Source organism: Radiobacillus sp. PE A8.2, assembly GCF_045635475.1.
Classification (GTDB): domain Bacteria; phylum Bacillota; class Bacilli; order Bacillales; family Amphibacillaceae; genus JBJGXI01.
This window is the reverse complement of sequence record NZ_JBJGXI010000018.1, coordinates 37592-55880: the sequence shown is the minus strand read 5'-3', so window position 1 is coordinate 55880 and position 18289 is coordinate 37592. Positions and strand designations below refer to the sequence as shown.

24 protein-coding genes and 1 pseudogene are annotated in these 18289 nt (G+C 37.4%); 12 read left to right on the top strand and 13 right to left on the bottom strand.

What is annotated here, in order from left to right:
- Positions 1 to 232: 232 nt before the first annotated feature.
- Both ACI6MV_RS11360 and ACI6MV_RS11355 read right to left on the bottom strand, forming a co-directional pair.
- On the bottom strand, positions 233 to 793 hold the full coding sequence (locus tag ACI6MV_RS11360; RefSeq protein ID WP_407270413.1) for a hypothetical protein: 561 nt from the start codon (positions 791 to 793) through the stop codon (positions 233 to 235).
- A gap of 246 nt (positions 794 to 1039) precedes the next feature.
- The gene (locus tag ACI6MV_RS11355; RefSeq protein WP_407270412.1) at positions 1040 to 1600 is read right to left on the bottom strand and encodes a hypothetical protein; all 561 of its coding nucleotides are present in this window, start codon (positions 1598 to 1600) and stop codon (positions 1040 to 1042) included.
- 411 nt (positions 1601 to 2011) lie between these two features.
- Between ACI6MV_RS11355 and ACI6MV_RS11350 the strand changes: the two genes are divergently transcribed.
- Positions 2012 to 2482 carry a hypothetical protein gene (locus ACI6MV_RS11350; protein ID WP_407270411.1) on the top strand — a complete coding sequence of 157 codons (471 nt, stop codon included), beginning with the start codon at positions 2012 to 2014 and terminating at the stop codon, positions 2480 to 2482.
- 257 nt (positions 2483 to 2739) lie between these two features.
- On the opposite strand, the gene ACI6MV_RS11345 is transcribed toward ACI6MV_RS11350, so the two are convergent.
- Both ACI6MV_RS11345 and ACI6MV_RS11340 read right to left on the bottom strand, forming a co-directional pair.
- Positions 2740 to 2985 carry a hypothetical protein gene (locus ACI6MV_RS11345; RefSeq protein WP_407270410.1) on the bottom strand — a complete coding sequence of 82 codons (246 nt, stop codon included), beginning with the start codon at positions 2983 to 2985 and terminating at the stop codon, positions 2740 to 2742.
- Positions 2986 to 3040: 55 nt separating this feature from the next.
- Positions 3041 to 3223: a hypothetical protein gene (locus ACI6MV_RS11340; protein ID WP_407270409.1), complete on the bottom strand. Its 183-nt coding sequence runs from the start codon at positions 3221 to 3223 to the stop codon at positions 3041 to 3043.
- A 327-nt stretch (positions 3224 to 3550) separates the two neighbouring features.
- On the opposite strand from ACI6MV_RS11340, the gene ACI6MV_RS11335 reads away from it, so the two are divergent.
- The 4 genes from ACI6MV_RS11335 (at position 3551) to ACI6MV_RS11320 (ending at position 6095) form a co-directional block, all read left to right on the top strand.
- Positions 3551 to 3730: a hypothetical protein gene (locus tag ACI6MV_RS11335; RefSeq protein WP_407270408.1), complete on the top strand. Its 180-nt coding sequence runs from the start codon at positions 3551 to 3553 to the stop codon at positions 3728 to 3730.
- Between the two features lie 156 nt (positions 3731 to 3886).
- Entirely contained in the window at positions 3887 to 4357 is a 471-nt protein-coding gene (locus ACI6MV_RS11330) for a hypothetical protein (RefSeq protein WP_407270407.1), read from the top strand.
- 297 nt (positions 4358 to 4654) lie between these two features.
- Entirely contained in the window at positions 4655 to 4789 is a 135-nt protein-coding gene (locus ACI6MV_RS11325) for a hypothetical protein (protein WP_407270406.1), read from the top strand.
- 130 nt (positions 4790 to 4919) lie between these two features.
- Complete coding sequence (locus tag ACI6MV_RS11320) at positions 4920 to 6095, top strand: MFS transporter (RefSeq protein ID WP_407270405.1); 1176 nt, start codon at positions 4920 to 4922, stop codon at positions 6093 to 6095.
- 105 nt (positions 6096 to 6200) lie between these two features.
- Here ACI6MV_RS11320 and ACI6MV_RS11315 read toward each other — a convergent pair whose 3' ends face one another.
- The 5 genes from ACI6MV_RS11315 to ACI6MV_RS11295 all read right to left on the bottom strand — a co-directional run bounded on the left by ACI6MV_RS11315 (position 6201) and on the right by ACI6MV_RS11295 (position 9512).
- Positions 6201 to 7301, bottom strand: a complete 1101-nt coding sequence (locus ACI6MV_RS11315) for an ABC transporter permease (protein WP_407270404.1) — start codon at positions 7299 to 7301, stop codon at positions 6201 to 6203.
- On the bottom strand, positions 7298 to 8218 hold the full coding sequence (locus ACI6MV_RS11310; RefSeq protein ID WP_407270403.1) for an ABC transporter ATP-binding protein: 921 nt from the start codon (positions 8216 to 8218) through the stop codon (positions 7298 to 7300). The genes ACI6MV_RS11315 and ACI6MV_RS11310 overlap by 4 nt, the downstream gene beginning before the upstream one ends.
- A gap of 347 nt (positions 8219 to 8565) precedes the next feature.
- Positions 8566 to 8730, bottom strand: coding sequence for a hypothetical protein (locus ACI6MV_RS11305; protein WP_407270402.1), 165 nt, complete (start codon positions 8728 to 8730; stop codon positions 8566 to 8568).
- A gap of 33 nt (positions 8731 to 8763) precedes the next feature.
- A complete protein-coding gene (locus ACI6MV_RS11300) occupies positions 8764 to 9219 on the bottom strand; it encodes a hypothetical protein (RefSeq protein ID WP_407270401.1) in 456 nt (151 codons plus the stop codon).
- 92 nt (positions 9220 to 9311) lie between these two features.
- Positions 9312 to 9512, bottom strand: coding sequence for a YjzC family protein (locus ACI6MV_RS11295; protein WP_407270400.1), 201 nt, complete (start codon positions 9510 to 9512; stop codon positions 9312 to 9314).
- A gap of 424 nt (positions 9513 to 9936) precedes the next feature.
- Between ACI6MV_RS11295 and ACI6MV_RS11290 the strand changes: the two genes are divergently transcribed.
- Entirely contained in the window at positions 9937 to 10623 is a 687-nt protein-coding gene (locus tag ACI6MV_RS11290; RefSeq protein WP_407270399.1) for a hypothetical protein, read from the top strand.
- A 133-nt stretch (positions 10624 to 10756) separates the two neighbouring features.
- The gene (locus ACI6MV_RS11285; protein ID WP_407270398.1) at positions 10757 to 11989 is read left to right on the top strand and encodes an NADH:flavin oxidoreductase/NADH oxidase family protein; all 1233 of its coding nucleotides are present in this window, start codon (positions 10757 to 10759) and stop codon (positions 11987 to 11989) included.
- A gap of 384 nt (positions 11990 to 12373) precedes the next feature.
- Here the strand turns inward: ACI6MV_RS11285 and ACI6MV_RS11280 are convergent, their stop codons facing one another.
- On the bottom strand, positions 12374 to 13132 hold the full coding sequence (locus ACI6MV_RS11280) for a DUF3800 domain-containing protein (protein ID WP_407270397.1): 759 nt from the start codon (positions 13130 to 13132) through the stop codon (positions 12374 to 12376).
- A gap of 694 nt (positions 13133 to 13826) precedes the next feature.
- Here ACI6MV_RS11280 and ACI6MV_RS11275 point away from each other — a divergent pair.
- Positions 13827 to 13910: pseudogene (locus ACI6MV_RS11275) on the top strand (SEC-C metal-binding domain-containing protein); the annotation flags it as partial.
- Between the two features lie 117 nt (positions 13911 to 14027).
- Here ACI6MV_RS11275 and ACI6MV_RS11270 read toward each other — a convergent pair.
- The 3 genes from ACI6MV_RS11270 to ACI6MV_RS11260 form a co-directional block, all read right to left on the bottom strand.
- Positions 14028 to 14642, bottom strand: a complete 615-nt coding sequence (locus tag ACI6MV_RS11270) for a hypothetical protein (protein ID WP_407270396.1) — start codon at positions 14640 to 14642, stop codon at positions 14028 to 14030.
- A 175-nt stretch (positions 14643 to 14817) separates the two neighbouring features.
- Positions 14818 to 15144 (bottom strand): hypothetical protein, encoded by a 327-nt coding sequence (locus tag ACI6MV_RS11265; protein WP_407270395.1) that lies wholly within the window; start codon positions 15142 to 15144, stop codon positions 14818 to 14820.
- Positions 15141 to 15893: a DnaD domain-containing protein gene (locus ACI6MV_RS11260; RefSeq protein WP_407270394.1), complete on the bottom strand. Its 753-nt coding sequence runs from the start codon at positions 15891 to 15893 to the stop codon at positions 15141 to 15143. The genes ACI6MV_RS11265 and ACI6MV_RS11260 overlap by 4 nt, the downstream gene beginning before the upstream one ends.
- A 508-nt stretch (positions 15894 to 16401) precedes the next feature.
- Between ACI6MV_RS11260 and ACI6MV_RS11255 the strand changes: the two genes are divergently transcribed.
- The 4 genes from ACI6MV_RS11255 (at position 16402) to ACI6MV_RS11240 (ending at position 17806) form a co-directional block, all read left to right on the top strand.
- Positions 16402 to 16644 (top strand): hypothetical protein, encoded by a 243-nt coding sequence (locus ACI6MV_RS11255; RefSeq protein WP_407270393.1) that lies wholly within the window; start codon positions 16402 to 16404, stop codon positions 16642 to 16644.
- Positions 16641 to 16763, top strand: coding sequence for a hypothetical protein (locus tag ACI6MV_RS11250; RefSeq protein ID WP_407270392.1), 123 nt, complete (start codon positions 16641 to 16643; stop codon positions 16761 to 16763). Before ACI6MV_RS11255 ends, ACI6MV_RS11250 begins: the two co-directional genes overlap by 4 nt.
- A 301-nt stretch (positions 16764 to 17064) precedes the next feature.
- On the top strand, positions 17065 to 17226 hold the full coding sequence (locus tag ACI6MV_RS11245) for a hypothetical protein (RefSeq protein ID WP_407270391.1): 162 nt from the start codon (positions 17065 to 17067) through the stop codon (positions 17224 to 17226).
- Positions 17227 to 17308: 82 nt separating this feature from the next.
- Positions 17309 to 17806 (top strand): P-loop nucleotide/nucleoside kinase family protein, encoded by a 498-nt coding sequence (locus tag ACI6MV_RS11240; protein WP_407270390.1) that lies wholly within the window; start codon positions 17309 to 17311, stop codon positions 17804 to 17806.
- Positions 17807 to 18289 lie beyond the last annotated feature (483 nt).

Genomic DNA, 18289 nt, shown 5'->3' with positions numbered 1-18289 from the left:
TAATGGTTGTATCCTTTAGGAAAATAGGAACTGCTGCATCAATAACTACAATACTACTAACTTGCGGACCGTGAAAATAATGTATGAAGTACTAATGAAAATAAATCGATCCTGGTAGTGCACCAATCATAAACAAAGCAAGTAAAGTAATTTCGGAATTGAGACAAGAGCAATAATCCACACTATATTTAATTTTCATAGTAAAGGTGAATTACGGGGGATTGTATAATAGTTAGAATTGCAGTAACTTTTCAAACCCTTTTTCGAAAAAATTGAATTTGTCTTCTTCCACTTGTGCAGGCAATACAAAAGACAAAAAGTGAGCACCATCATAATCAAAAGTTACTTTAAAAAGCCACGCTTCTCTAACCTTTTCATTATCTTTATAAACACTCATTTGATGTTTTGATAGCACTTGAAGATTCTCATGATGAGACTGAAGGATCTGTTCCGAATATTTGGATTTCACTTGATTGACGGCTTGTTCATCAGAGGCCATCAGTTCTATCCCTTCTCCTATGAGAACATACTGGTTTCCGTATTCTTCTCCTTTATCCAGATACTGTTCCACAATGTAAATATTTTCATCGTTGTAGTAACCGTAGTTTCTTGGAGTAAAAAGGTATGACCCTTCGACTTCTCCAAATTCCACAAGGTTACCTGCACCTACCATTTCTTCTACTTCACTTTTGTTCGGTACAGGTTCATACTTCCATATAAGCCAGACAGCTAAAACCCCCACTATACACAAAGCAGGCCCACCAATTAACAGCCACAGACCTATCTTTTTCATCTTACTCCCCCTTTTTCTTACCAAAACTATTTAATTTCAGCACTGAACGAAAAAATAATGGTTGAGTCAAACTATTGAATATTTATTAATCCGTCGATTACTCGTTCGGTCTCTCAGTTCAAATTTCGTTCCTAACTTCTATTTGTCCGCTGTATAAGCAGGACGATATTACTTTGAAAATATTCCGCACCGTTAATGGAACAATGGTGCATCCCCTTATTAAAGTAAATATTGCATCCCGATTGTTCAATAAGCGAATTCAGAAGTTTCCTTAATTATCTTTCCATTTTCGTCGTAAAAAGAAAACAACCAGTTTTCATTTTTTTCATGAGCTATATTAACCAAAAATATTCCATTATCAACCGGAGAACTTACATTCACTTTTTTCGAAGTTGAATTAGCTTGGGGTACTTCATAAGTAACGCTTATTTCCTTTACATTTTGAGGTTTATTGATTAGTCCGTATAGATATGTTAGTCCAGTTTTTGAGTGGGTAAAGAAATAGTCTGTAATAAAGCCTGTAAGATTAGTATTTGATAGTTCAATAGCCATACTGTTTCCTTCATTAATCGAATAGTTACCAAAATGTTTTTGATATTCATTTATTACAAGTTTTTCTTCACCATCTTTACTACGATATCTAAAAGCAACTATTTCGTCATGATATTCAAAGATATTAATAACTTCCCCTGAACTATAATATCGGTTTATTGCCTTCTCTAATGTTGGGTTAAAACCAAACCAAATAAAAGATATTAACAACAATGATGACAAAATAAATAAGGTGATTATTAGTTTTTTTGACACCTATAATCCGCCTTTCCGTTGTAGGGTGTTTTTAGATCTAGTTATTACCATAGCCGTCTGTTTACTTTAATATTAGCATAAAATTCCAGTAATTATTGAAATTATTCAAATATAAAAGGATCGCCAATATGATATGACCACCCACTTGTTAAATGGAACAGAGGGTCAGGTTTACTGTTCCAGTCTATGAAAACTTAAGGTCTTGCTGGGACGATAGACCTGACCCCACGGTTCACCTTCCTGCTAGTTTTATACTAACATAAAATTCCAAAAAAACTTAAAAATGGTGGAATTTAAAAGGAGCGCCAATAAATATGGCAATCCAAATTGTGTGACTGCTTGAAAGAGAGGATAGAGTTTTTGCTTGATAAAGTGAAACGATCTTATAAATATTTCCTTTTTTAAAAAAACATGTATGATGGTATTAACGATAGTGGAATCACTGTTTGTTTCACGATTATTGAGGAGGTGGAGAATACTTTGTTAATCAAATTTAAAGTTGCTCTGCTATCAACTTTTTTATCGAGCCTAATATTAACATTAGTTTTTCATGATTCTTTAGGAAATGGATTTCTCCTTTTTTTACCCATAACAGGTGGAGCATATATACTGGGCGGAATCACGTGTTCTATACTAATTGACAAGTGGACAACGAAAAACTGGATAAAGTTTTTCTACTTTATAATTGCTGGTTTTGTTGTTGGGATATTAACTATTTTGGTATTCATCTTAACTCTAAGTCCCCCTTCAAATGGCTATTCAATAGATTTATCTACCATTAAAAATGGAATGATATTTGGGGTATACGGTTCAATTGGGGCATTGGTTTTTTATGTTATTGATTTATTGTTAAAGGGATTAAAAAAGAAAGGGTTCAACTAACGGGCGTTCGTTCAATAACTTTAATATCTTTAAAAAAGCCAAAATAAAACTGTATATTTTGGCTTTTTGTTATTAGAGGCCGCAACACACTATAAAATGGGGATGATCACTCCAGTAACGTGCATTTATTTTAGTAGAAACTTTTTCATTTTAGATGAGGGTGACAGAAATAGCCTGCTGAATTTAAAGTGAAAAAGGGATGCAACCACATCGTGTGTAGCATCCCTGAACCTTAACAATGTAGACCGGACCAATTCTCACAAATTGTCCGTATTAATGCGTGGGTTTTCTTGTTCCATAGCCGCTGCGGCACGGGCGTTATCATTATGTCTTTCGTCGGTAACACGATTATCTAATGTGCCTTCACTTACGCTGTTTACAGTAGTTGCGTCAGCGGCTATGTTTCCGTTCGTTGCTCGTTTAGGGTTCAATAGACCATCTATTTCTTCTAAGGTTTTCATTGTTTCTTTATCGACCATTTCTTCACCTCCTACCTTTAACATGTCCAAGTTGGAATGAAAGATAAGAGTGAATCACGCTTGCCGATTAGGGAACTGTTTATTCGGTTGTATTACCTGAATCTTTTTCCTTCGTTTCTTTATAGAGATCACCGTGTACAATCGTTAGTTCCTTCACGTTCCCGATATTATTAAGTTTGAAATTTTTGTAGGATAGCAAGCTAACTAAGAATCCGATTAGAACACCTAAACCGATATACAACCCTTTTTCTTTTTTTGTCATCCCGATTCTCTCCTCTATTTGCAAGAATTGCAGATTTTATATATGTTAGGAAACTCTTGGGGGCATGTGAAATCTGGTTTGTCTTTTTTTATTATAACAAATCTTACGGTGGGGAATGTAGTGATGGGCGAGGTATGATATACGGATCAGCGATGCAGGAGTTACTTTGCTCTGGATAATCCTCTTGCTGTCCTTTTACTTTGAAAAAACTACCCTTTATATGAAAACCTTTACAATTTTGTGACAGTTTGATTAAAGCTATTGAAAGCGGTTTCTAAAATTGTTATTATATGCTTACAAACTCAAATAAAGAGGGGGAAAAACAACATGAAACTATACATTTTTACATTAGAAATCCCTTTTGGACCAATTGACATTAACATTGAAGCTGAAGGCATGCTAGACGCATTCACCCAAGCAAAAGAATATCTCAAAAAAGCAATGATCGAAACTTCAGCTAAAATCAACATTCAATTCAAAGGGACGGTATATTTTAATTCAATATAGCTGTAAAGTAAGAGGTCGAACATGTGCCTCTTGCTTTTTTTGTTTGAGGGGAACAGGGGGTCAGTTTTACCGTTCCAGTCTATGAGAAAAAACTTAAGGTCTTGCTGGAACGATACATCTGACCCCGCGTTCCATAGTATAAAGGGGCACTAAATGGTGGGAAAGCGTAAAAAGAAAAAGGGTAATACACCTCGACATAAACGGATGGATCGCCCTCGACGACTACAGGCAGCACTACATTGGATTCCAAAATATGACGGGAAAAACCTGGTCAGAGGCTATAGTAGGCATTTCAATGTTAATCAATGGTGTGCAGTTAATGAACTGGAGACACTAGGTTATCATTACAGCGAATCATATATGCAACAAATAAAGAATATGGTGACTCAAACACAACAGGCTGCGGCGAAGCGAAAGGCAGAAAGGAAGCGGAAGCAAGAATCTGAGATGGACTTGTTTGAAGATAGTGATGAGACATTTGCGTTTATAGCAGGTTACACAGATGGCGGAGCACCATTCGGCATATCGTGGGAAGAATGGGCTGAGCAAGAGAAAGATACGGAAGATGAGCCGGAGCGGGACAGGAGAACGAGGCCGGATGTTATTGATGACGATCTTCTTTTCTAGTAAGAAGTGTGTATGGTGAAGTTGAATTAAAAATTTGGAACGCACACGTTATAAACGTATCAGAAACTTGTGAGAGACTATTGTCAGATCTTTCACAACCAATATTAATAAGAATCAGGGATGCAAGCACTTCATATTTGCATCCCTTTTTGTCGTCCTAAGCCCTTCCAAATACCTATCAAATGGAACAGAAGAACTGACCCCATGGCTCAGAACAAAAAACTGGAACGATAAACCTGACCCCGCGTTCCATTTATGTTATGATAATTCTATCAAAACTGGAAAGGAGGCAATGAAATGAACATGTTGGGTATGGACGAAGTGAAAGCACACATTGCATTCATGGCGTCTGTTTTTGGAACTTTTTTACGAAATTGGATACGTATGTCTAATTTTAGTTTATTGTTTCAAAAAACAACATATCTGACGTGAAAATTTCTTGCCTTGCATACATCGGTATACGCTATTTGACCACAGGTGAGTCGTTTTTCCTGTGGTTTTTTTGTGCACTAAGATGATAAGGGTGAGTTTTTCGATCGTCCGATTCTGGAGGATACGGAAAATGAAGCAAGTAAGTTTAACGAGAAACATTCGATTTATATATATCTATATTTTTGTTGCCCAGCTATTCTTTGACCGGGCACTGTGGGTCATCTACTTGAACGATAAAGGGATGAGTATGACAGAGGTTGGCATGATCGAGGCGCTCATGCATTTGAGTGTTGTGCTGCTGGAGATTCCAACAGGGATGGTTGCGGATCTGTACGGCCGGAAAGTTAGTCTGTTCATTGGTAACCTGCTAAGTATTGGTTACGGCACATTCATGCTGATCAGTGATTCACTATCCTTATTCGGATTGGCCTTTGTGACTTTGGGTGTCGCTATGACATTTCAGTCCGGTGCGGAGGAAGCGCTCATTTATGATACGTTAAAGGAAAAGGGAAAAGAGAAGCAATACACAAGGGTGTTCGGAAACATGACTGCTCTAGCACTTCTCTCCCTTAGTTTTGCTAAACTTACCGGCGGTTGGATGGCAGAGATTAACTGGGAGCTCGTATACGGGGGAATCATCGTGACCCACGTACTAGCACTGATTCCGATCTCCTTTCTGCATGAGCCAAAAAGAGAAAGAGATGCGGGTCCTAATCTAGGTATAAAACAGCAGTGGGAGAACCAGTTGAAAGATGGACTATCGATTTGGAGAAATAACCCGTCTGCTCATGTGCCAATCATCTTTTTCATTATGATCGTTACGTCTATTGTGATTCTCACGTTCTATGGACAGGAGTATTTCACACGGTTAGGGTTTAGTTCGATTACGATCGGAATCATTTTTACCGTCGAGGGCTTGCTTGGGGTAGTGATGGCGAAAGTAGCTTATCGCCTAGAGGCCAAATGGCAGTTCAAAAGCATTACGCAGTATGGATATTTGCTCTATTTGGTGTTTTTCCTATTGTTTATCTGGTCTCCCGATTGGGCAATTGTGTCATCATTCTTGATACTCTCGCAGCTAGTGACGCTGTATGAGCCAGTCTTTTCTAACTATATCCAGCAGAAAGTGGAATCAAGAACGCGAGCTACGTTCTTTTCAATGATCAGCGTCGTTGAAAGCTTCTCCATCATGCTTTTGTTTCCGCTATTCGGTTGGATGATTGACACAATCGGTTTCCAAAATGGGTTATTTATCCTATTTGTACTGCTTGCTAGCTTGTACATTTTAGGGACGAGACGGATTTAGAGGAATGGAACGGGGAACAGGGGGTCAGGTTTACTGTTGCGGCCTAAGAGAAAAAAAACTCATGGGCCTGCTGGAACGATAAACCTGACCCCGCGTTCCAACCTCCTATTCCCACCGAAATGTTCTGCTTGCAATCAAAAATGACACGACTAGCCAAGCGACTAATAGGAGCCAGTCTTGCCAAAGTGCGAAGAATGAGGTGCCTATGTTCATCGTTTCGCGAAGCGCTGTGCTCAAGTGCGAGATCGGCAAGATGTTGACAAATGGCTGCAAAAATTCGGGCATACTGTCAATAGGGAAGAATACGCCACCTAAAAACAACATAGGAAAGGAAACGAATGCAGCAATTGGTCCAGCACTTTCTGGATTTTTCGCAAGGCCAGCGATAATAAAGCCAATTGCCATAAACGCCAGTGTGCCTAAAACAACAAAGGTGATTAATGCTAGCCAAGAACCATTGACCGTTACATTAAACATAAGGCTGGCTATGATTAAAACGAGCAAGGCTTGAAAGCCATTAAGTAACAGACGGGCGGTAATTTGTGCTGCAATAAATGTGGATGCTTTCAGCCTGGTTCCTTGCATTCTTCTTAAAATACCGCGCTCTCTCCAGGCAGAAATTTGTCCTGCTACCCCATTCATGTTATTGTTCATGATCATCATGGCCACAATACCAGGGACGAGAAAATCAATATATCCTAAGTCTAATCCCCGCACACCTTCTGATTGAACTTCCACAACCGGTATGTAATTTTCCATGCGTTTACTTAATTGATCTACCGTGGCATTCACCACAGTCAGCGCTAGTTGTGATGTCGTAACACTGGTTTCGTTGTAATAGACTGGAAGCATGGAGGGAACTGATTGATCGGTATGTGATTCTACCTGCTCTCCATAGCCCTTAGGAATCTCTACTACCACCTGATAATCCGTCTTTTTCAACTGATCTAATGCTGCATCGATGTCAGCTATTTGATCTAATTTAATTGCTTCATTTTTTTCAAAGCTTGAGAGAAGCTGCTGAGAGGTTTCTGAGTCATCATGATCAACAATCGCCATCGAAATCGCATTATTACCAGTGCCTCCTGCAAATGAGCCAAGTGCAAACATAAGGATGATAGGAAAAAGCAGCGTGAAGAATAATACCTGACGATTTCTAGCGAAAATTCGTAATTGTCCTAATGTTAATTGCCAATATGCCTTCATTCTCGTAAACTCCTTCCGGTCATATGAATAAACACATCTTCTAATGTCGCTGTTCTTGTTTGTAAATCTTCGAGATTAATATGCAAGCGCTGTGCTTGTTGTACTAAATCGATAAGAGACGTTTGGATGTTATCCGTGTAGAGGACATATTTCTCTCCTCTTTGAGTTACCTGCTTTACCCCCTGTAGCTGTTCTAAAAAGGTAGTATTTGCACTTTGTGCTAAGGAGAATTCAATGGCACTTTCGGATTGAAGCTTCTTTACGAGGTTGGATGGTGTGTCCAACGCAATAAGGTCTCCTTGATCCATAATTCCAATCCGGTCACATAAAATATGTGCTTCATCCATGTAATGGGTGGAAAGTACAATCGTTTTCCCTCTCGCTTTCAAATTTTCGATAATATCCCAAAGTGTTCTGCGTGCTTGCGGGTCAAGGCCAGTTGTGGGTTCGTCAAGAAAGATGATGTTAGGGTCATGAATAATAGCTAAGGCAATGGCCAGACGTTGCTTTTGTCCGCCAGACAATGCTTTAATTCTAGTATTCTTCTTATCTGTTAGGAGCATATCCTCAATGGTGTCTGGAATCGAGATGGATCTTGGGTAGAAGCTCGCATACATTTCCATAATTTCTTGTACCGTTAATAATTCGAACAGAGAGGTGGATTGCAATTGGATGCCAATCACCTCTTTTACTTGATTCAGTTGCATTCGGACGTCATATCCAGACAGGATGGCAGTCCCCTGATCCGGCTTTCGTAATCCAACGAGCATTTCAATTGTTGTTGTTTTTCCAGCTCCATTTGGACCAAGCAGACCAAAGACCTCACCAGTATTTACGTGGAAGGTGACCTCATTTACCGCAGTAAGCTCTCCATAACTTTTTGACAGGCCATTTACTTCAATCATTACGTTCGTCATTTTCTCAACTCCAATCTTAGTCAACCGCACCCGTTTGTTTCTCTGCTAAGCGGTCGTTCTTTAGGTGCCAAAGAGATTCATTTCTATATAAGTGTATACTATAATTTTTGGGAAATATATCTTTTTTAGTTTTGGTGGAACAAGGGGTGGAACAAGGGGTCAGGTTAACTGTTGCGGTTTATGAGGCAAAAACTTAAGATCCTGTTGGAACGATAAACCTGACCCCGCGTTTCACTAAACAGCAAGAAGGCACAGATAGCTTATATAGCTAACTGTGCCTTCTTTTCTCGCAAACTTCCGATTGTTTCCAGAAAGGACCGACCCTATGGTTCTCCGGTAGACTGCTTCTATTTATGTTGTTTTTTGTATTTTTTAATAAATTCTTTAACCAGTTTATCTGCTTCGATACGGTCTTTTTCGGGTTGAGAATAAGCATAGAGCCCATTTTCTTCTCTGTCAATTTCTTTAAGTAATTTGTCATGGACAGTGGATGCATTATTGAAATTATTCATCCAAATCACCCTCCTTAATTAAGTATATATCAATTATTGAATTGGATGAAATGTGTCCAAGACCATACGGTTTCGTCCAATGTAAATTGCTCCAAGACTTTCATAGTATTTGATTAATTTGGTGTTTAATTTAACATCCATTGCTACGAATCCATCAAAACCTAATTTGAAACTTTCAATACATGCGATAGTTATTAGTGCGGGAGAAATTTTTAAACCGTGGTCAGTTTTGTTAATGGGAGCAGATTCAAGAAAGTTAATGAGAAGAAAGTTATCCTGATATGAATAAGAGATAAGGCCCTGAATGACGTAGTCTGAGTTTCTCAGTAGTAATTTATGTACGACCCTGTTTGGAGTGAAATATTCTTGAATCCATGGGAAAAACCAAGATTCTTGTTCTAATATAAGCAAATCTTCGCTACTTAGTAAACTAGTGATCCCTTTATAGTATTCTGTATTTTCTTTGTTATAAACCTTTAAATAATTCACTTTTACCTCCTTTTTAGAATGCTTATTCAAAAAAGTAAGAAGAGAAAGGGTATAAGATCATGGCGGATCCAACCAAGATCTTATATACCTTATTACGCATAAGAAGTCATGCGCCAATAAGCCCCTTTATCACACGAATTGATTGGTGGAAATACTTCACTTTTCTCGAGTTTTATTTTACTCTCTTCATCTGTGGGACTAGGAGAACGTGTCCCGTCTGTATATCCATCCCACTTGTAATAAGCATTTGCTGGAGAAAGTTGACCAGTTTTATATCGATCACCAATTGTCAATTTCAAGACCTCCTTTCAACCGAGATGAGAACACGTGTTCTAATAACTATAGTTATTAGAAATGAATTGGTCAATAACTAATTGTCAGAATTTGAACCAAATTTTTCTCTTGCTTCAACTCCCTGTCAGTCACTGCTATTCTTTAATTTAAGGTAAAAAAATTTAAAAGGCCTCCAACATATGCACCAAAAAAACAACTCTCAACGATTATAGAACGTTGTATAATTGCGGCTCAATCCGTAGTAGACTACCTACTTGAGTGACTGGGCTCGCTTGTGTACAAATCTGTCAAGTTGTCCGAAAGCGAGTATTTTACTACTACCCAAGGTAACTAAATTGTTCAGGTAGTATATGCCCGTCGTAGAAAAGTAATAAAAATGCTACAATCTATACAAAAACATATGAAAAAAAGGTAGGGAAATCGATGGTAAATCTAGATGCATTACTTGAACAGTTTTTACACGACCAACAAAACAGCCTGAAGACAAGGACTTTTCGAGAGTATGATGAAGTGATTTATTTCTTTAAAATATATTTAAATAGCTATGCTTACCTGTACTTAGACGAGGAAGAGATGAAAGAGTGGGAACTAGAATTCAATGAGGATGAGGACTGCTTTACGAGATTGTTTGGGGCAGAGCAGTTGAATACAGGTACTTTTGGTCAGTTCTTAAATTCCTTTGTCACCCGCAAAATTGGCGGAGAAGCGTTCATGAAAAAATCGATCCGTGTCATGAAGAAATTAGCAAAATGGCTCTATGAAAATAACTATATTGACACCACTAGCTATCATGATTTTCAGTATTATTTTGGTGAGGTTAAAGAACTTCCCAAGGCTGAAAAATTGGCAAACCTGCTTATTAAGCAGGTACAGCAAGCTCCGGAGAGGAATTATACGGAAGTTATTGATGGTGTTTTTTTAGTGGAAGAGGTAAGAGATGGGAAGCTGTTGTTACAGGATGAATTTGGAGAAGTGACGGACATTATTCCAGTTAAAGTAACAAAGCAGATCGCTGACCTATGTGAAAAAGGGTGGAGTATTAATTTAGCTCTCGGCAAGGTGAAGGATCATTGGTATATCATAGAAAGTGGCAATGTATATCCGTATTAGGGGAACAGCGGGTCAGGTCTACTGTTCCAGTCTATGAAAAAAACTTAAGGTCAGGCTGGAACGATAAAACTGACCCCGCGTTCCCCTGTTGACAATGGATTTATCGCGCAAGTTATGAAGGAGACTTAATCATATGAAACAATCATTAATATTAGAGCCGTATACATTAAAAAATAAGAATGTTACTTTCAAGAATAGAATCGTTAAATCGGCGATGAGTGAAGGTATGGCTACAAGCAAGTATTTACCAACGGACAACCTTGTCCGACTTTATCAAACGTGGGCAAATGGTGGAGCGGGATTAGTCATTTCAGGAAATGTGATGGTTGATACTAAAGCACTAGGAGAACCGAGAAATGTAGTACTTGAGGACGATGATCATCTAGATTTATTTAAACAATGGGCGGAAGCAGGAACAAAGAATAATACTCATTTTTGGATGCAAATTAATCATCCTGGAAAACAAGTGCTAAAAGGTGTTGTTGAGGAAGCGGTAGCTCCATCAGCAATTCCTTTTGAACCGGGTTTACAACGCTTTTTTCCTAAATGTCGTGCGCTCTCTTCTGAAGAAATTAAAGAAATTATTCAACGGTTTGCCAATACGGCGATGCTTGCAAAAACCGCTGGCTTTACCGGAGTACAGATTCACGCTGCACATGGATATTTGATAAGCCAGTTTCTTTCGCCTAGGCATAATCAGAGAGAAGACGAATGGGGAGGACCAATTGAAAATCGTTTTCGATTTTTGTCAGAAATTTATCATGCTATCCGTGCAAAAGTTGGCGATGACTTCCCAATCGGGGTGAAAATAAATAGTTCCGACTTTATGAAAGCGGGATTTTCTGAAGAAGACTCCCACTTTGTAATTTCTGAACTAGAGCGGTTGGGGATTGACCTAATTGAAATTTCTGGTGGTACTTATGAAAAGGCAGCGTTGTTTGGGAAAAACGCTAAACCTTCAACAGTTAAGCGAGAAGCGTATTTTTTAGACTACGCTGAAAAGTTAAAAGAGAAAACGAACGTTCCTCTCGTATTAACAGGAGGCTTTCGAACTCCATCTGCAATGGACGAAGCATTAAAATCTGGCGCAACAGACTTTATCGGAATCGCACGACCAATGGCTCTTTATCCTAATTATCCAAACCAATTACTGCAGGATAAGGTTGGAAATCTTTCTATCAAGCCAATAAAAACAGGATTACCCTTTATTGATAACAAAGGATTAATGGAAATCACATGGTATAGTCAGCAATTAGAACGGCTAGGTAAAGGTAAATCTACTAAACCTAGTTTCTCACCTTTACTCTCGCTGATGATTACCCTGTTTAAGAATGGGAGAGAAGTATTTCAAAAGCGGAGAGTGTAGAGGGGAACAGGGGGTCAGGTTTACTGTTCCAGTCTATGAAAAAAACTTATGGGCCTGCTGGAACGATAAAACTGACCCCGCGTTCCAAAAAATAAATAATAAAAGGGTTAGATCCACCCTGCATTTCTGGAAAAATCGCAAAGTATCTCCAACCCTATATCTAGTGAAGTTATATAACTTATATAGATTTAAGCGGTTAAATCAAGAATATGATAATAAATAAAGACCAGTATAAGCAGCTCATGTTAAGAACCACATTACCAGTCTTTGAAAGTATTAAACCATAGTTAGTTCTAAAAGTCAACTATAGTTTTAGCTGATCTTGCAACTCATATAAAGAATAACAAATCAGCCTAACTATTAGTATTACTTATCGCTTCGAAATTATTCATCATTCTTATCATAAAGATATTTGTCAGGCATTTTATATATCCCATATAAATATTGGTCAGTATGCAAGGAAACAACAGTTTCTGTTTGTTTTGAGATATGAAAATATAAGTCCGCAATCCAAAGTGAAAATTCATCATCATAAACTTTTTCAAAACAAAGTTCGTAATATTTTCTAATTATACCAGCGCAAAGATCAGCGAGCTGTATACCATCTTCAACCTTTGAATTAACAAAGAAAGCTGATTCAACAATTAAACCACATTTTTTCCCTTCTGAGGATTTATATAGATAATTTTTAATTCTCTGTGAGATTATACGATCATTATCTTCATCTTGTGAATCAAATGCTAATATACTCGACTTTTTTTGAGAAAATGCATATCCATTAATTCTTTGTATTAACAAGCGATAATGATTAGGTAATTCTTCTTTGGGAAATTTTACTGTTTGTTTTGGCCTATTCATTGCAATAGCAAATACTTTGATATCTGAGTTGCAGATTACTTCTTTTACAACTCTATCAATGAATTGCTTACTTTTATAATCCTTTTGTACAGATCTTGGACGCAAAGTCTTGGATGCCTTTAATTCTTTCATAATTTTCTCTGGATAAAGATCATTTTTAATGTTAAACATTTTGGACATGACACTTCTAACTTGATTTTGGGGTATACAGACTGCTGTTAAAGTAGAGATTGATTCAGGGGCGTTAGGGTGTATTGAACCACTTTCATCTATGTAGGATAACATAGGAGTTCCCTCCTTTCTAAGAATGGGAATATTTAAGTTGGAAATCATTATGAATGAAAGGCTGTTTTGAAATCTATCTTAAGCGGGTTATTTAGGACTAACATCATACTCCATAATTAATGATGGGTAGTTGGGCGAATATAAACTAGTGAGGAAAGTAGTACATGTTTAATATTCTACATAATAAATCAAAATCCTTCTTGAATCGATGAATTTAGTCAGAAATTCTAAATGTGATTTAGTGATAGACAATTAGGAAGAAAAGTAGTATGAATAGTAACTTTTCATTAAATTACGAGGGAACACGGGGCAGGTTTAACCTGCCCCGTGTTTCATGCATTTTTGCAAATTTGACTATAAACAGCTAAAGATTATAATGATTAAAAAAGGTGAAGGGTGAATGAAATTGGTAAACTACCGACTAAAGGCACAGGTACTCGAAGTGGTTGAGAATCAATTAGAAGATAATAACCCCAAGTGCACACAAAAGACACTCGATCGGTTAATGGATTTAGGGTACTCTGTTACGGAGTCAAAGGAAATGATTGCATCTATTTTGCTAACAGAGATGTACGATATATTGAAAAATCAGGTTGAATTTAATGAGAAAAAATATTGTAAAAAGCTATCAAAGCTACCTAGGATTTTAGAGGACTATGAAAATGAAGAAGAATCTACAGAGTCAAATACTGTTAGAAATGAACAAAAGATTAGTAGAAATGATCCATGTCATTGTGGTAGTGGCAGGAAGTATAAGAAATGTTGTGGCAAGGGTTAATAGGGTGATTGTTAAACATCTAGATAGTATGAAAAAGCCTTACATACAAAAGGTGTCAGGGTACTCTAAAAAGACAATTGTTCTTTTTGGGAACTGACACCTAATGCAACAAGAAAATTAATTGTCCGTTTGAATAACAAATTCAAAGCCTGATGGTTTGCTGAATGGTATTTTATATTCTTTGAATATTAGTTTGATATTCGAAAGATCGTTAGGTAAGGCGGGTGAAACTGTGTAAGTATAGGATTGGTGCCCGCCTGATCCCCCGCCAAAATTATTTCGACAATCATACTCAACACCTTCGCCTTCCACAGAAAGGTTAAACAAACTAGGTCTTTTTATCTTTTCCTGCATTTCTTCATCAAAATCATCTTGATCAATAGTAAGATGAACTACACTTGCATTTTCAAATTGGCGTAAAAAAGTTACCGAATAAAATACACCCTCTCTTTCGAATGATTTTAATACTGGCACATTCTGTAGAAATCCTTGTGGCTCTACAACAGGTTTATACATATCTTCATCTAAAAATTGTGAGAAAACACTATTTATAAAGTCTTCGTAAAGGTTATATTTTGCTGCCCAACGGGTGATCATTTGCTTAGGTGGAAAACCAGGGTTATTATCTGAAATTTCCTTCCGTTGCATAATTAAATTGCATATTTGTTCATCAATGGATGCTATTTTTTCATCATAATGTTCAGTAGGTGGTTCGAACCGCATTTGCTTCATATTTTCTCCTCCAAAATAATAAAATAATTATGACATTAGTCTACTTCGTTAATACAATACATTCCACAAAAAAAGCGCTAATCCTTCATATGGAACGAGGGGTCAGGTTTACTGTTCCGTTCTATGAGAAAAACTTAAGGTCAGCTGGAACGATAAAACTGACCCCGCGTTCCACTTACTTCACCTTAGTCTTCTCCAACAATTCTTGGAACGCCTTTCTAAACTTTTCCTTCGTCTCTGGGGTAACCTTCTTCGCTTCTTCCTGCCATTTAGCCATCTGGTCAATGTGTGGGTTTGCTTGACTAGGATATGCTGCGACTTCTTTCAAGGTAGGTGCATGCGGGGATTCCATGTAATGATTACTGATATTCCGCATGACGCCATCATAGTCCATTGTTTTTAATGCCGGCAGAAGCACGGCAGTCTTTCGCTCTGTCACGACATACTTCGGAAATAAATCTTCGAGCATTTGCAAGACTTCTATAGCTTCTTCATAGGTCATTGGCTGTCAGCCTCCTTGAATTTGTCAAAGATCTCCTTATTCTTCGCCTTTTTATCCACCGCTACAGGTGCCCTTCTTCGTTTCTGCTTATGTTGCTCGTAAACCTTCACTTGCTCAAGGGTCTTCAGATTCTCATTGGTCCATTCTTTCAAAATGGACTCCAAATAGCTGTAAGTTCTACCGCCTTTTTCTGCAGCGAGCTTGATCGCCAAGGTCACAATCTCATCACCTAAGTCCTCACACCATGATAAAAAAGAATCCTGGACAATCGGCTTCATGATGCCGAAGTTTTGTTCATAAATGGTATAAGCATTTGGTGCCGCATCAATTATACCTGGTTTATCCAAATGGTGATTATTGTTTTCTTGCGCTGTTATCTGCTTTTTATTGCCGTCCTTAACTTCACCGCATGAAGCGTAATTTGCTTGGTCGAAGCAAGTTCCTGATTCATACACCTTCTTCATTTTTGCGTACTGAGAATGCATCTGATAAATTGCTGCATGCCCTGTCTTCCCTTTATCGAATGAAATTAGTCCATGTTCTGCAAGGAGCTTACGTGCATTCAAAATGCTTTGTTTAGACAATTTGCTCTTTTGTATGAGTGTTGAATTGGGAACGTTAAAACGCTTTTTCCAGCCGCAAAAATTGTTCAACGTTATTAAGGTATACCAAAGGTTTACTGCGCTCTGCGGGACATCATGGAAGTCTAGCCAATTATGAAAACCCTGTACCTCTCTAAATAAATTCATGCTCGCTCACCTCCATGTTCTGCTTCCCTTTCCTCTTGTACGTTTTCATACCATTCAACCTCCTGTAATTTGTTTTCAACTCTATAATCGAAGGGAGTACGCTAAAAGGTGCCGTTGTTAGTTAAAATTTTTTTGAGGCAGGGATTAACTGTTGATCATGTGCTGAAGGTTGATTGAAAAGGGAGTATTGTTTATCACACAAATTACGGTGGATAATTGGATTTATGCTTAAAGTGGGGATTGGGAAAAATGTAATCAAAATTAATGTGGGGGCAGATGGCAATGTTAGGGGACATATATCTTGGAAGATACTCCAAAACCTAAAATGGGAGCGTTGATAACCACTTGCTTTTTTAGCATCAATCTTATTATTCAATCAATTATTGTTTAATTATTTCTTCACAATCGGATGATTTAGCACAAAACCAATCTTTGCTATATGAAATGATAGTAGTATAAAACGATGATATAATAATGCTAAAAAGTAATAGGGTGGTGTAATTATGAAGTGGTGAAGGTTAGAAGATTGTACCCAAATCAAGATGTTAAACGTAACATCTTTGACTTTTACTTTGAAGACGATAAAAAAATAGTAACTGACGTTGCATTAATTAATATTATTGAGGATCCTAAATTAGCTACTAAAGAGCTACTTAATTCTAAGAGCGATACCATTGTTTATCATACAGGGTCTGAAGAGATCGTTATTGAGATGAGAAAAGCAATAGGTTTAAGAGGTATGAGGTTATGAAGTTAGATTTTGTGAATTATTTATTAGAAGTTGAAATGACGATTTCATACAAAGAACAAACGAAAACAATAGATAAGCATAGTAATGAGTTTTTCAATGATATTGGTTTTTTTTATTAAATAAAATTCCTAAAGAGTTTCAATTTTTAACACCAGCCTTTTTAATCATTTCTGGTGTACTATTTGTTGTGTGGTTAGTGGTTTATGCTTATCAACGAAGACAATTGTGAAAGTAATTTGCGAATAAAATTCAGGGTGTGTTTCTTTACGCAAACAGATGCAATAGCGAAAAAACAGTCGGATCTTCAACAAAAAGTAATTCTTGTTTACTAAACATCTATTATAATTATTGTTAGAGGTGATAACGTGGATAAGCAAATTCTTGATTTACTTACAGAAATGAATAGAGAAATAAAAAAGTATGAAAACAGATGTAAATGATTTGAAAACTGAAATGCATAATCGATTTGGTACTATTGAAGGAAAACTTGAAGGTATTGGCGGACACTTCGAACTAACCAATGAATCAAGACTTGTTGACTTAGCGAACTTTTCGAGTATTTTAAATGTTAAAATTAAATAAGTGCAACACTAGTGAATAAATATAAAATATAGTTTTCAAGGTGGGGCAACAACGATTAAATAAGCACGGGGGGTTAAAGAATATGAAACAATTGGGGACGCTATACTTTTTCTGTGGAAAAATGGGAGCTGGAAAATCAACTAAATCAAAACAATTGGCGATAGATAATCATGCGGTACTGTTGTCTGAGGATGAATGGCTTTCATCTCTTTATCCCAATCAGATTGCAACATTTGAGGACTATCTAAAATACTCAGCGCAGCTCAAGCCGTTGGTGAAAAAGCATGTCCAAAACATGTTAAGTGTCGGTACAGATGTAGTGATGGATTTTCCAGCTAACACTCAAAAACTGCGAAAGTGGTTTTTGAATATGGCGTCAGATGTCAATGCAAAACATCAACTAATTTTTCTTAATCTAAATAACGAGCAATGCTTACGTCAAATTGCACAAAGACGTGACGAACAACCCGAAAGAGCAGCTTTTGACACGGAAGCGGTGTTTATTCATGTTACTAAATTTTTTGAAGCGCCAGAGGCATCCGAGGGTTTAAATATTTTAGAGTTTAGTGGAAAAGAATAACAAGGAGTTCAACACAGCGTTATAGAACCAGAAGAAAAATTCATTTGCAACGGGTAATGTAACCTTCTTAAAATAAGGCGTGGACACTTATACCGATTTGTCCACGAGCGGGATCTAACACCATAGCCCGAATTTTCTTGTTTCGCAGGTATTGTAGAAGCTTCGGGATTGTTTCTTTCACTGTTATGGTCTACTAGTTATGAAAGCAAAAGGACTAGCCTTGTGTCTCGGAGTGTCGAATTGGGAACGTTAAAACGCTTTTTCCAGCCGCAGAGATTGTTCAACGTTATTAAGGTATACCAAAGGCATACTGCGCTTTGCGGGACATCATGGAAGTCTAGCCAATTATGAAAACCCTGTATCTCTTTAAATAAATTCATGCGCGCTCACCTACATGTTCTTTCCCTTTCTTCTTGTACATTTTCATACCCTTCAACCTCCTGTAATTTGTTTTTACCTCTATAATCGAAGGCAGTACGCTAA

What these genes read in the sequence shown, in the direction of transcription:
- ACI6MV_RS11345 (WP_407270410.1), bottom strand. Translation starts at nt 2,985, where the DNA reads ATGTTAAAGGTAGGAGGTGAAGAAATGGTCGATAAAGAAACAATGAAA.
- ACI6MV_RS11360 (WP_407270413.1), bottom strand. Translation starts at nt 793, where the DNA reads ATGAAAAAGATAGGTCTGTGGCTGTTAATTGGTGGGCCTGCTTTGTGT.
- ACI6MV_RS11245 (WP_407270391.1), top strand. Translation starts at nt 17,065, where the DNA reads ATGAAAACAGATGTAAATGATTTGAAAACTGAAATGCATAATCGATTT.
- ACI6MV_RS11310 (WP_407270403.1), bottom strand. Translation starts at nt 8,218, where the DNA reads ATGACGAACGTAATGATTGAAGTAAATGGCCTGTCAAAAAGTTATGGA.
- ACI6MV_RS11260 (WP_407270394.1), bottom strand. Translation starts at nt 15,893, where the DNA reads ATGAATTTATTTAGAGAGGTACAGGGTTTTCATAATTGGCTAGACTTC.
- ACI6MV_RS11320 (WP_407270405.1), top strand. Translation starts at nt 4,920, where the DNA reads ATGAAGCAAGTAAGTTTAACGAGAAACATTCGATTTATATATATCTAT.
- ACI6MV_RS11280 (WP_407270397.1), bottom strand. Translation starts at nt 13,132, where the DNA reads ATGTTATCCTACATAGATGAAAGTGGTTCAATACACCCTAACGCCCCT.
- ACI6MV_RS11290 (WP_407270399.1), top strand. Translation starts at nt 9,937, where the DNA reads ATGGTAAATCTAGATGCATTACTTGAACAGTTTTTACACGACCAACAA.
- ACI6MV_RS11325 (WP_407270406.1), top strand. Translation starts at nt 4,655, where the DNA reads ATGAACATGTTGGGTATGGACGAAGTGAAAGCACACATTGCATTCATG.
- ACI6MV_RS11250 (WP_407270392.1), top strand. Translation starts at nt 16,641, where the DNA reads ATGAAGTTAGATTTTGTGAATTATTTATTAGAAGTTGAAATGACGATT.
- ACI6MV_RS11350 (WP_407270411.1), top strand. Translation starts at nt 2,012, where the DNA reads ATGTATGATGGTATTAACGATAGTGGAATCACTGTTTGTTTCACGATT.
- ACI6MV_RS11265 (WP_407270395.1), bottom strand. Translation starts at nt 15,144, where the DNA reads ATGACCTATGAAGAAGCTATAGAAGTCTTGCAAATGCTCGAAGATTTA.
- ACI6MV_RS11285 (WP_407270398.1), top strand. Translation starts at nt 10,757, where the DNA reads ATGAAACAATCATTAATATTAGAGCCGTATACATTAAAAAATAAGAAT.
- ACI6MV_RS11305 (WP_407270402.1), bottom strand. Translation starts at nt 8,730, where the DNA reads ATGAATAATTTCAATAATGCATCCACTGTCCATGACAAATTACTTAAA.
- ACI6MV_RS11315 (WP_407270404.1), bottom strand. Translation starts at nt 7,301, where the DNA reads ATGAAGGCATATTGGCAATTAACATTAGGACAATTACGAATTTTCGCT.
- ACI6MV_RS11240 (WP_407270390.1), top strand. Translation starts at nt 17,309, where the DNA reads ATGAAACAATTGGGGACGCTATACTTTTTCTGTGGAAAAATGGGAGCT.
- ACI6MV_RS11270 (WP_407270396.1), bottom strand. Translation starts at nt 14,642, where the DNA reads ATGAAGCAAATGCGGTTCGAACCACCTACTGAACATTATGATGAAAAA.
- ACI6MV_RS11340 (WP_407270409.1), bottom strand. Translation starts at nt 3,223, where the DNA reads ATGACAAAAAAAGAAAAAGGGTTGTATATCGGTTTAGGTGTTCTAATC.
- ACI6MV_RS11335 (WP_407270408.1), top strand. Translation starts at nt 3,551, where the DNA reads ATGAAACTATACATTTTTACATTAGAAATCCCTTTTGGACCAATTGAC.